Consider the following 12,486-nt stretch of genomic DNA (forward strand, 5'->3'; position numbering starts at 1 on the left):
CTAGACCCTTAGTTGCCGATAATCGCCGGCCGGACATCGATTTTGACATCATAAAGCGTACTACCGGCGGCTCTATCAGTTAGTCGTTGAGAAGTAAGGGCATTTACAACACGATTCTCAAGCGCATTTTCGTTCCAAAACAGCCCTTCGGTAACTACTACGCCTGGGGGAACGGTTGTCGTTAATTTCAGGATAAAATGCACTTCGCCCCGCTCGTTAAAAGCAATCACTTTCTGGCCGTCCTGCAGATTCTTGGTCTCAGCATCTTTGAAATTCATTTGTAAATAAGCTGGTTCCTTTTTACGAAGTAAATCGGGGCGCTCATTGAAGGAAGAATTAAGCGAATACAAACTAGGTGCGCTCATCAGATAGAATGGGGCATCATCACCGTAAGGCTCAAAATAGCGCGGCAAAGGCTCAGCTTCATGAGGATTGTATAGTTCTATTTTACCTGATGGAGTAAGGAAGGTCGTTTTGTAATTCTCTGGCAAGGAGAGTTCGACGGGGTGGCCTGCTTGAAGTTGCGCCAAATCAACGCTTTCGAGCCATGCAGTGGGAGGATCAATTAATTGATTAATAACATCGTCAGTCTTTTGACTAAAGAAAGACTCCTCAAAACCCATAGCTTGGGCAAGTAACTGGAAAACTTCCCAGTTTGATTTTGCTTCGCCTACCGGAGGAATAACCGCAGCCGCTCTCTGAATACCGTAATGACCATAGGAACGGTACATATCCGGGTGCTCTAATGAGCTTGTAGCCGGCAAGATAATGTCAGCATAGCGGGCTGTATCCGTCATAAATCGCTCATGAACGACCGTAAATAGGTCATCTCTCATAAGTCCTCTGATAATCATATTTTGATCAGGAGCTACGACGACTGGGTTAGAGTGGTACACATACAAACTCATAATCGGCGGTTGCGCTAATTCCGTCAGTGCATAGCCCAGTTGATTCATATTTACAATACGAGTTGGCTTTGGCATGAAATCTTCGCGCGTTACCCTAGCTGTGTTAAAGGCCTTACCGGTAGAAATACTGCTCAACAACCCACCTCCCGGCTTGCCCCAGGCTCCAACAAGTGCAGGAAGACAAGTAATGGTGCGAACGGTCATCGCCCCGTTGCCATAGCGGCACAGACCTGATCCCAAAGAAATAAAAGGCGCGCGGGCCTTGCCGTAACCAGCCGCCATTTCTTCAAGCAAGCTGATGCTAACCCCAGTAATCTGACTGACTTTATCCGGCGGGTAATCGGCCAAAATCTCCGTTCGCAACTGCTCAAACCCCTGTACATGCCGATTTATAAACGATAGATCAATCCAGCCCTCACGCACTAAGATGTGCATTATGCCGAGAGCCAAAGCGCCATCACTTCCGGGACGTACTAACACGACCTTATCAGCCATTTGGGCCGTAGGGTTTTCATAAGTGTCAACAAGCCAGACAGTAGCACCTTGTCTTTTAGCTTCTTGGACATAATTCAGCAGATGAATGTTCGTTGCTAAAGCATTCGTACCCCACAAGATAATCAAATCGCTATGCTTAACCTCATCAGGGTGTAGCGCTAGGGTCCCTCCCATCACCGACGCCCAACCGTAACTCTTGGCAGAAGAGCAAATAGTGCGAGCCAATCTTGAAGCACCTAAACGGTGGAAAAAGCCTTCCCCACAGTTGCGCTGAACAATACCCAGGGTTCCCGCGTAGGAATAGGGCAGGATAGCTTCAGCATCATAGTCAGAAACAATCCCCTTCCACCTATCGGCAATGCCTTGGATCGCCTCATCCCAAGTAATGGGTTTAAACTGACCTGATCCTTTTTCCCCGACGCGCAGTAGAGGTTGCGTCAGCCTTTGTGGGGAGTGAACTGTTCGCTCATAATGGACCATTTTGGGGCATAAAGTCCCTCTAGTATAGGGATGTTCCGGATCACCAGTAACCTTGACAGCATGACCATCGACAACTTTAACTAAAAGCCCGCACGTATCTGGACAGTCATACGGGCAAACAGATCGTTTCCATTCTGAATTCATGAGACAACCTCCTACTATATATGCAATTACAACTTCAAGAACTTCGATAGCAACAGTTTCCTTCATTATACACTGCTTTGCCTAGACGCTAAACATCAAAAAACACTTTGCTTAATGTTTCATGAAAAACCATAAGGAATAGCACTATTGATAGAGAGCCATTGGCTAAAAGCTGACTGATGAAAGATAGGATTTCTTTGAGACATGTTTCCTGCTATAATGTTAGGCAGACTAAGAGGCCAATAAATCATGGAGGATTGATCAAATGAAAGTTTTAGCTCAACTTAAGGGAGAAGACACTTGGCAGGAAATTACATTAGAAGAGTGTTTATTGAAGACAGAAGAAGCAGGATTCTATACACCAGGAACAGTTGAACAATTATTAGAAAATGGTTCAGCAGTAGATACACCTTGGTCAATTTTCAAGAAAGCAATTTAACAAGTCTGAGACTCGATGTTAAATAACAAACATCGGGCCTCTTTGGCTCCGAGAGACGCAGGATGTCACAAGAAGCATTGAATATTTTGTAAACGTGCGAAAAACCGTCCCACAGCAAGGACGGTTTTTCATCTTTTTCATGTAGTTTTTCTTTATCTAAATGAATCTCTGCTATAAGAATACAATAGAGTTATTAATATTTTACGTTGAGTATGTTAAGAATTCTTCAAGAAATTAGTTTTGACAAGTTTTGGAGTACTCATGTACCCCAAAACTTATACTTTCCGATATATTAAGAAAGAGACCTCCATCGGAGATCTCATATTTTCCTGATATTAATAAAGTTAATAAAAAAGTACTAGTTCTAGATTTTCAAAAAAAGTACCCTCCGATTATGCTGTCCCGGAGGGACAAAGAGGAGCATTACATGAAAAAGACTAGGACTATAAGTCCTTCAATTCATTATACAATATTAATTACTACTTTTGTTACGATTGATTCTAGTAAGTATTGGTAATACACAACGGTTTGAACCCCTCATGACTCAAACAGGACGTTTGAGGTTAGAGCGCTGCCCGAAGACACTGTCTTCGCACGTATTAGCCTTCTTGCAGGATGGCAAAGCGCCATGGATGGCGGGAAGGGACCTTCCAGAAAGTATGGAACGATAAGTTATGCTTTCAGACAATACAGAAAAAGAGCGCTCCTTTTATTAATAAAATAAAAGTGAGCACTCACACTAAAATTGCACCTTTAAATCATATTACTCGCAAACTTTTCCTGGATTTAGTATATTTTTAGGATCAAATGCCAATTTTATATTTTTCATTAGCCCTACGTATTCAGGTCCGTATTGCTCTAACATATACTCTTTTTTTGCAAACCCAATACCGTGTTCTCCGGACACTAATCCCCGTAGTTCCACAGATTTACTATACATTGCTTCAAAAACTTCAGCCAGCTTCTTTTTCCAGGCCTCTTCGGAAAGATCATCCTTTAATACATAGACGTGTAGATTACCATCACCTGCATGCCCAAAGCTTCTTATTCGTACATCAAACTGCTTTTGCAGAACATCGGTATATTTAATAAATTCGGCCACTTTATTTCTTGGAACAACAACATCACATTCATCCATCTCAGTTGTTGTAGCTTTCACTGCTTCGAGGAAAGCACCTCTTGCTGACCAAACAGCTTCTTTTCGTTCATCGGTATCAATGATAAAGACGTCGAGTGCACCTTCTTCAAGGCAGATATTAGCCACATTCTCGTAATCTTTTTCTATATCTTCTGTGCTGTTGCCATCAAACGTTAACAACAGATAGGCATCTGAAGAATTGTCAGGGAATTTTTTGCCCAGAAATTCTTCAGCAGCAAGAATAACTTCTCTTTGCATAAATTCTATAGCAGTTGGTGTGGCCTTAGATTTAATAATCTTGGGCACGGTACTTATCGCCATATCAAGATTTGGAAAAGGTATTAATAATGATATCGCTTTCTTGGGCAGTGGTATAAGCTTCAATATTGCTTTCGTTATAATACCCAACGTTCCTTCTGATCCGCAGATTAAATCTTTTATGCTGTATCCGGAAGAGTTTTTAACCACTTTCCCTCCAACATTAATGACTTCTCCGTTAGGAAGAACGACTTCGAGCCCTCTAATATAGTCTCTTGTAACTCCATACTTAACAGCTCTCATACCGCCCGCGTTAGTATTGATGTTGCCCGCGATTGTCGCCGATTTTTCACCTGGATCGGGTGGATAAAATAAATCGTATTCTTCAACATATTTACCGATTTCCATTAAAAGCACACCCGGCTCAAGGGTTAACGTTAAGTTTTCTTCATCAATTTCGAGTATTTTGTTCATCCCGCACATGTTCATCATAATTCCACCGAAAATCGGAACAGATGCCCCCACAAGACCTGTTCCCGACCCTCTTGCCACAACTGGAATTGTATTCTCATAGGCATATTTCATTATTTTGGACACTTCATCTGTTGAAAGAACTTCAACTAAGACATCAGGCATTCTACTGATTCCACCCAATTCATCATGGCTGAAATCTTCACTAATGGACTCTCCCGTAAAAACTCTATCTTCCCCTAGAACCGACACTAAGAACTCAATATCATTAGCATCAAGCGTTTTATAATCGTTCATGAAATTACCTCCACGTTTTCTTAATTTATCCGCTGACTAATCGCCATGAAGTCCCAACCTCGAACTACAAGTGGCGCTCTTCGAAAATATAGCCCCCTGGATAAGTTCAGTTAAACTTCCGATGGAGTTTCAAACTCCACTAGTTATCGAGCACAAGCCTCAGCTCTTGAGTTTTTAATATCTTCAATTAATTGAGGAACGATATCGTAGATATCTCCAACAATTCCATAATGAGCTACATTAAAAATCGAAGCATTGGGGTCTTTATTAATCGCAAATATGCGCTCTGAGCTGTTCATTCCAGCAGAAAACTGAACTGCACCTGAAATGCCGAGAGTAATGATTAGCTTTGGCTTAACCGTTCTACCGGATAGACCGATTTGCTTCTTAGCATTAATCCAACCCGACTCAACAAGGGGCCTTGTTCCAGCTATTTGAGCGTCTAGAAGATTGGCTAATTCTTCAACCATGGCCATATCCTTTTCAGACTTTAGGGCCCTTCCCACAGCAACTATGACTTCTGCGTCAGAGATATTTTCTTCAATTTCTTTTTTTGTAACTTTTAAAACTTCAATATTAGACGTCAATCTTGCTTTGTCCAGTTCACATACAGTAATCTGTCCACTTGGCTCGCATTGTTTTTCCGGAGCATTCATAACCTTATATCTTACCGTTGCCATTTGAGGTCTTGTGTTAGGACAAACAATTTGAGCCATGATATTACCCCCGAAGGCAGGTCTTATCTGAACAAGGTCTGAATCTTCTTTCATTTCCAACACTGTACAGTCTGCTGTTAAACCCGTTCTAAACCTTGCAGCTACTCTTGGGGCCAGTGATCGGCCAATGGTTGTCGCTCCAACCAGTAAGGAAGATGGTTTTATCTTATTAACGAAGTCTTCAAAAGCTGCTGTATAAGGCTCTATTCTGAAGTGGTTTAATTCTTCATAATCGTAAACAAAAACTTCGTCCACTCCATAATAAAGTAATTCTTTGGCCTTATCCGTAATATTGTGTCCAATAAATACGCAGTAAACAGGAAAATTAACCACTGCAGCAAGTTCTTTTGCTTTTCCAATGAGTTCCATGGTCACGGGATGGATTTCCCCTTCAACATGGTCAACATAGACCCCGATGCCACTCCACGCACTCTTATCTACCTTAGCAACCTCTTCTTCAACAAATTCCATGACACCTTTTGGTCCCTTTTTAACGCATATCTTGCACATTTTACAACCAGCGTTAATTTCAATAATCCCGTTATTATTTTCAATAGCATCGAATGGACAGACATCAATTAATTCTTGAATATTCGACTCATTAACTTTATCTTGGTGACAAATTAGCTTGCTCATCTATAAACCTCCGTTTCTTTATACAAACTTTAGTTGTTTTAGTTTCTCAGCTATTTTAAAACTGAGCTGTGCCCCAGTACCTGTCCATGTCTCTCTATCGTTATTAGCAGAGGGTGGAAAGATCCTCTCTACTTGTGTTGGTGAACCTGTAAGTCCATATCTCTTTTCATCTTTATCTTCAAAATCATTTAATGATATAATTTTAATATCTCGATCTTTAGTACTTATTTTTTTTCTATAGGATGGAAGTCTCGGTTGAAATATATCTTTTTCTACGGTTAATAGACATGGGAATTGAATTTCAGCTATTTCAAGTGTGTTTGGCATGTCCATTTCTACAACAACAGATTTTTCTTTTATTTCAATTATTTTTAAAACATTCGCTATATGTGGTATTTCGAGATATTCAGCCATCTCCGGGCCGACTTGCGCGGTATCACCGTCAGTCGTCTGTTTGCCACAAAGGATCAGATCAAAATCACCCATCTTACGAACCCCTTGAGAAATGGTATAAGATGTAGCAAGAACGTCTGCTCCTGCAAATTTTCGATCGGATACCAAAGCGCCTTCGTCAGCACCCATCATAAATGCTTCTTTGATAACATCTTTTGCTTGAGGTGGTCCCATGCTTATAACTTTGATCGTTCCACCTTCTTGTTCTTTAATTCTCAAAGCTGTTTCAATAGCAAACAGATCATAAGGATTCATTTTTGAATCGACACCGTCTCTTTTTAAAACACCTGTTATTGGATCAACTTCAATTTTCGTAGTTCCAGGAACTTGCTTAATACAAACTAATATTTCCATGACTTAACCTCCTAGTTATATAGTAGTTTTATTAAAAAAGATCACGCAAACTTTTAATTGGTTTTAAAAAATTAGCGAATAGTTCAAGGTGTTGGTCTGACCACCTGACCATTTCCATAATAACATAAGATTCATACTTATACAAAAGAAATATATTGTCAATCTTTACTCAACAATCCATTGCTTTTCCTAAGAATCAATCAAATTCACAAACACTCATAAATACAATAAAAGAAGAGCCCTTTTAGGCTCTTTAGTAGAAATATTTAAATCAGGTAGCCATGTCAACTCAATGGTTGCTCTCTGATTAAGGAGACAGTACAAGACGCAAATATAGTACCTTACATGCCTAAATTATGTTATACTAATCTAAGGAGGTACCGAAAATGATTAGACAAGCAGTAGCAAATGATTTATGCGAAATTCTAGAAATTTATAACGATGCTATCTTAAATACTACAGCAATATACACCTATAACGTTCAGACGCTTGAGGAGAGAACGTTATGGTTTAATAAAAAGAATGAGGATGGAATCCCCGTTCTTGTTTTTGAAGACAATAATAAGGTTATTGGGTTTGCAACGTATGGCCCTTTTAGAGCCTGGCCAGCTTATAAATATACAATAGAACATTCAGTTTATGTACATCATGGATATAAGCGCCGTGGAATTGGTACTGCACTCGTAAAAGAAATAATGAGAATTGCTGATGAAAGAAAGTTTGCCACATTAGTTGCGGGCATTGATGCATTTAATCAAACTAGCCTTAAAATGCATGAAAAATTAGGCTTTGAATACTCCGGCACCATAAAAAATGCGGGCTTCAAGTTTGGTAAATGGCTTGATTTAGCATTTTATCAGTTAAATCTCTCAGGCCCTGAAAATCCGATTGATGGCTAGTTAAATTCAATAAATTTTTTTTGTCATTTTATGAAAAACAAAAATCCCGCCTAAACGGGTAAGTACGAGAATAAGTGTTAAGTACAGTTATGCTAAGACTGGAAATATTGTATAAAAGACAGTCCCGTAATTTCCTGTTTTGAATTCAAAAATAGCGTTATGCCTTTGGGCGATACCCATTGAAATCGCTAGTCCAAGGCCCGTTCCGGTTTCTTTAGTTGTGAAAAATGGCGTACCAATTTTCTCTTGTACGTCCTGAGGTATTCCTGTGCCGTGGTCAGCAATAGCTAATACTACTTTATCCTCTTTTAAATAGGTGCTGATGATAACACTGTCTTGCTCCGGCGTGACCTCCAAAGCATTACGTACAAGGTTTAAAATCAGTTGTTTTATTTCATTTTCGTTGATCATGATATCTGGTAGGCTATTGAGATCAAAAACAACCTCTTTATTGTTATTAAAAGCATCCGCTTGGAGCATGGGAAAAACTTTATTGATAACCTCATTGAGGTTTTTAGGTCTAATATTATCTAGGTTTGCTTTTGCTAGAGATAGGAAATCCGTAATTATTTCATTGGCACGGTCAATCTCTGAGACCATCAAATCCATATACTCTTTGTCTTGTTCGTATTTAGCTTTTGAGCCAAACATTTGCAGAAATCCCTTGACAGTCGTGAGCGGATTTCTTATCTCATGACTAATGCCCGCTGCTAACTGACCTATAAGATTAAGTTTTTCTAAACGAGCAAATTCTAGCTGTTGTCGTTTTAGTACTGTTATATCTCTAAAGAAAACTGTTAATCCTTCATCAAACGGGTAAGCGTGATATTCGTAGAATTGATCAGAATTAATAAACCCTTCTGTTTCCCAATGAATGGATTTTCCTTGAGACATCGCTTCTTGCAGTTTAGCATAAGTCAACGAACCTACTATTTTAGGGAATATTTCCAATATTGATTTTCCTATTAGTTCTGTTTTATCACCCAAAACAAGTTTTTGTGTTTCGTTGTTAACGAACGTAAACTGCCATTCGCGATCTATTGCATAAAAACCATCTGAAATTCCCTCCATAATATTTTTTATCTGATGTTTTGATGATTCTAATTCTAAATTGACCCGCTTTAAACCATCTGTGAAACAGCTGATTTTATGTAAGATAGGTCTTAATTCAGGCAATTTAATTAGTATCTGCTCTTTTTGTTCGTCATTATTATTAATTATCATCTTACAAAATTCATCTAAGTACAGTTCAATCTGTTTAATATGCTTTCTAATAAAGAGCAATATTAAGACTGATAGACTTAAAACCAATATTATCATTACACTCCATTCGTAGTAAGATAATATCATATACTCTTCATTTTTCGAATAGGCCCAAACATAACCTACTACTTTCCCCTTATTATAAATTGGCATATTGACCCGAGTAATCTTATTATTGCTATCAAATTTGTTTATAGATCCATCGGTAGATTGAATCTCATCATATGAGATATATGTATTATTTTGATTTTTAACGATGAAATCCAAATCAACATCATAATAGCCAACAAAACTGTCGTTATTGTTACTCTGATTAATTATTGGCTGTACAATACTTTCTATTTCTAATTTCTTTTGACCATTTGTTAGATTCTTATCTTCTTTCAATTTTTCAATTGATAAAAGATGCGATTGGATTATAGATTGTGCATTTGAGACATTTAGTAATAAATTAAGGTTAAATTTTAAGGATTGCTTTTCCCAAAAGCTTTGCCCGTAGAGAAAAACAAAAATAATAAGAAAAATAAAAATGCTTAATATGACTTTAAATAAAGTCAGTTGAATTATAGATTGTTTATTCAGGATATTTCTTATATTAGGAACCATCTACTATCCTCCAACTTTCCAATATGGAAATATCGCCTGACTCAACTCAATTAGGCATCTCAAAAACATCTTTGAAATATAAAAGCTGGGCCATCCCCAGCTTTATATTTGGCCAGATATGTTACCCGACTGGTAACTTAGTTATTTTAACAGAGTTTTTGGGGTTTTAGGTTGATATAACCAACCTCCACATGCAAATACCGATGTTGCACTAGCTAGGAGCATTAGTATTGACGCGATTGTAGCATAACAATATTTTTTCAATGTCTAAACACCTCCTTATCTATTAAAAATAGGCAGTAATGTTAGACTTTGGTAAGCTAGTCCCAAAACTGCACTGACATTTAATAATTTATTATCTGTCAAAGAAACCAAGACGAACAATACCGTTACTAAAACGATTGACGAAGTCTTAAGTTTGGCTTTTAAGCTACTAGAGTGAATTGGCTTTGCTTCACTATCCACAGGGGCTAAGAAAGAAACAATAAATAAAGAAACCAGTAATATGAAGATCAGAACATATTTATGAGTGAAGTTATAACTAACAAGTTGTTTAGACAAAATTCCAATTAAACTGTAACTAATAGAACCAAAGATTAAACATTTTAGTGGGTTATTAAAATGCGCTCCACCTGATACTCTTCGTAATAAACCGCCGGAAATTGCTGCAAAAACAGTCGGCAATAGGGCATTAAAAGCATATCCCGATAGTATTATTAAAAATGAACCTACCACGAAAAGAAGTAACGTTTCAATAACATAAGCGATAATTTCCTTTTTATCCTCATTATAATCTAATTCATTTGTTAATATATTAGTCAATCTATTACTAAAACTTTCAGAGAGGTTTATGTTCATTATTATTTAACTTCTTTCTTTGCAATTTATTTAATAAAAAGGCAGAGAAGAACAAAATAAGTACATGAGGTTCTCCTATCATAATCCTGACAACTGAGTCATTTGATAGAGTTTCGGGCGTTACACCAATAATAGACATTAACAACGCTAGACAGACAAACTCAAATGTTACTAAAACTAAGAAACTCAATAAACATGCAATTAGTGATAAACCTAAATCACCCTTGCCTAACCAAGTTAGAGATATAAATAATACGACGGTTAACAAAATAGTATGAAACCCAAAAGGGATGGGAAATAATCTCACTATATATGCACTAACGGCTAACACAGTCCCAATTAATAAAATCTTTTTCCATTTCAACGGGATTCCGGCAATTACAAATGCCAAAGATACAACGGCAGTTTGTTCAGGTATCCCTTGTAAAAGCAAAGCAAGCAATGGAATTTTTATTAATCTCACAACCTCTCTAATTTCAAAAGCATAACCATAACTAACTACATGATATTACGCCCTACAATTCTTTCTCTATTTTTAATTAATTATTGCACACTCCATGAGCGAATTTACGCGAATCTTGTCTTACTAGAAAATAATTTCCAGATTTGGAGAGGGATTTTAGAATAAAGATTTGGCCCTATCGCACTATGTTCAATAATTAACAAGTCATATCTTCTTGACCATATCTAAAGGTGAATTCCTGAGGTTATGTATAATTTATTTACTAGAAACGCAGAGATAAATAGTAGGAGCATATTCAATTCACCCACTAAAATCCTAAGAACTAAGTCATTGAATAAGGTTTCTGGTGTAAATCCGAATATTTGCATAACCAATGACATACAAGTTAATTCGAAAATTCCTAATACCAAAAAAGTTATTGAACTTGCCATGAAGGATAGGGCGACATCCCCCTTGGTAAACTTAGTCAAAATTATAAATAACATTATGAGTAGTAAAATAGTATGAATTCCAAAAGGAATAGGAAATAATCTCACCACATACGCACAGAAAGCTTGGCCAATCCCTATCATTAGAATTCTATCCCACTTTAGGTGTATTCCAGCTATTACAAATGCTAACGTAGTCACTGCGACCTGTTCAGGTATCCCTTGTAAGATTAAAGCAATTAATGGGATTTTAATTAATCTCACCACCCCTCCAACTAGAATTAAGAAATGTTCTACATGATAAATCCTTCCGAAAATAACCCAATCTGACAAACCTCTGCAAGGATTCCTCATGCCTCGCTATAAACGTTTAAACACCAGATGCCCCATTCTTCTTTTGCATTCTATTATTACACACGCATGTGACGAATTCACACGAATGTTGTCCTACACGAAAAATCTCTCTAAATCTTTTCATATTTACACTTACACCCTTTGGTAATATAATGGGCTCAGGCTTAATACAACTAAGAGAGTATAACACTAAGCCAGTCAACTGAATACGTATGTTTGCTAGGGGTGCCCTTTGGGGCTGAGATGAGGAAACTCGATCCCTTTGAACCTGATCTGGTTAATACCAGCGGAGGAAAGCAATAGTTTTACTTATACATAGGAATATAAGTGAGAGCTGCTTACCGCAGTTCTCACTTTTTTATGTTAAACCTCCCTGGTGCCATAGCAGTAAGACAAGTAATGACTAGCAAACACGTGAAATCAAGCGAAAGGAGGACGTTTTCGATGCAGATTGTTGTAAACGGTGAAGCACAGGAGATTCTCTCAGAATGTACCGTATTGCAGTTTCTCGAAAACAAAGCTGTGACCCTTAAAGCGGCGGTCGTGGAGCTCAATGGTAAAATCCTAATGCAAGAACAATGGCCGAGTACTTTTTTACACGCAGACGACCGTTTAGAAATCTTAATTTTTATGGGAGGGGGCTAATAACTTGAACGATATTAAACAGAGTCTTAATTCAACGGATGACAGTCTACTCATCGGAGGAGTAAATTTGCATAGCCGACTGTTCGTAGGAACCGGCAAATTTTCTTCGCATGAAATAGTGCCTCAGGTGTTGGAAGCAAGCGGCAGCCAAGTGGTAACGATGGCTTTACGCCGAGTCGAC

At 38.0% G+C, this 12,486-nt stretch carries 11 protein-coding genes, 1 pseudogene and 1 riboswitch; of the genes and pseudogenes, 4 read left to right on the forward strand and 8 right to left on the reverse strand.

What is annotated here, in order from left to right; translation table 11 throughout:
- Positions 1–8: 8 nt before the first annotated feature.
- Complete coding sequence (locus tag DOT_RS25525) at positions 9–2,027, reverse strand: molybdopterin-dependent oxidoreductase (RefSeq protein WP_009624499.1); 2,019 nt, start codon at positions 2,025–2,027, stop codon at positions 9–11.
- A gap of 265 nt (positions 2,028–2,292) precedes the next feature.
- Here DOT_RS25525 and DOT_RS31185 point away from each other — a divergent pair, with 265 nt between their 5' ends.
- Positions 2,293–2,466 carry a hypothetical protein gene (locus DOT_RS31185; protein WP_009624500.1) on the forward strand — a complete coding sequence of 58 codons (174 nt, stop codon included), beginning with the start codon at positions 2,293–2,295 and terminating at the stop codon, positions 2,464–2,466.
- Between the two features lie 763 nt (positions 2,467–3,229).
- Here the strand turns inward: DOT_RS31185 and DOT_RS25530 are convergent.
- The 3 genes from DOT_RS25530 to DOT_RS25540 form a co-directional block, all read right to left on the reverse strand.
- Complete coding sequence (locus DOT_RS25530) at positions 3,230–4,630, reverse strand: FAD-binding oxidoreductase (protein ID WP_009624501.1); 1,401 nt, start codon at positions 4,628–4,630, stop codon at positions 3,230–3,232.
- A gap of 143 nt (positions 4,631–4,773) precedes the next feature.
- Positions 4,774–5,982, reverse strand: a complete 1,209-nt coding sequence (locus tag DOT_RS25535; RefSeq protein ID WP_009624502.1) for an electron transfer flavoprotein subunit alpha/FixB family protein — start codon at positions 5,980–5,982, stop codon at positions 4,774–4,776.
- An 18-nt stretch (positions 5,983–6,000) separates the two neighbouring features.
- Positions 6,001–6,789 carry an electron transfer flavoprotein subunit beta/FixA family protein gene (locus tag DOT_RS25540; protein ID WP_009624503.1) on the reverse strand — a complete coding sequence of 263 codons (789 nt, stop codon included), beginning with the start codon at positions 6,787–6,789 and terminating at the stop codon, positions 6,001–6,003.
- A 386-nt stretch (positions 6,790–7,175) separates the two neighbouring features.
- Here DOT_RS25540 and DOT_RS25545 point away from each other — a divergent pair, with 386 nt between their 5' ends.
- Positions 7,176–7,688: a GNAT family N-acetyltransferase gene (locus tag DOT_RS25545; protein WP_009624504.1), complete on the forward strand. Its 513-nt coding sequence runs from the start codon at positions 7,176–7,178 to the stop codon at positions 7,686–7,688.
- 87 nt (positions 7,689–7,775) lie between these two features.
- Here DOT_RS25545 and DOT_RS25550 read toward each other — a convergent pair whose 3' ends face one another.
- The 4 genes from DOT_RS25550 to DOT_RS25560 form a co-directional block, all read right to left on the reverse strand.
- Positions 7,776–9,557, reverse strand: coding sequence for an ATP-binding protein (locus DOT_RS25550; protein WP_009624505.1), 1,782 nt, complete (start codon positions 9,555–9,557; stop codon positions 7,776–7,778).
- A gap of 141 nt (positions 9,558–9,698) precedes the next feature.
- Positions 9,699–9,821: a cyclic lactone autoinducer peptide gene (locus DOT_RS29190; RefSeq protein WP_083824295.1), complete on the reverse strand. Its 123-nt coding sequence runs from the start codon at positions 9,819–9,821 to the stop codon at positions 9,699–9,701.
- Between the two features lie 15 nt (positions 9,822–9,836).
- On the reverse strand, positions 9,837–10,415 hold the full coding sequence (locus DOT_RS25555; protein WP_009624506.1) for an accessory gene regulator B family protein: 579 nt from the start codon (positions 10,413–10,415) through the stop codon (positions 9,837–9,839).
- The gene (locus DOT_RS25560) at positions 10,396–10,878 is read right to left on the reverse strand and encodes a hypothetical protein (protein ID WP_009624507.1); all 483 of its coding nucleotides are present in this window, start codon (positions 10,876–10,878) and stop codon (positions 10,396–10,398) included. The genes DOT_RS25555 and DOT_RS25560 overlap by 20 nt, the downstream gene beginning before the upstream one ends.
- A gap of 993 nt (positions 10,879–11,871) precedes the next feature.
- Positions 11,872–11,972: riboswitch (TPP riboswitch) on the forward strand.
- Between the two features lie 132 nt (positions 11,973–12,104).
- On the opposite strand from DOT_RS25560, the gene thiS reads away from it, so the two are divergent.
- On the forward strand, positions 12,105–12,305 hold the full coding sequence (thiS, locus tag DOT_RS25570) for a sulfur carrier protein ThiS (RefSeq protein ID WP_009624509.1): 201 nt from the start codon (positions 12,105–12,107) through the stop codon (positions 12,303–12,305).
- Positions 12,306–12,318: 13 nt separating this feature from the next.
- Positions 12,319–12,486 (forward strand): annotated as a pseudogene (locus DOT_RS29195) (thiazole synthase); the annotation flags it as partial.

The organism is Desulfosporosinus sp. OT (assembly GCF_000224515.1).
In the GTDB taxonomy this organism is placed as follows: domain Bacteria; phylum Bacillota; class Desulfitobacteriia; order Desulfitobacteriales; family Desulfitobacteriaceae; genus Desulfosporosinus.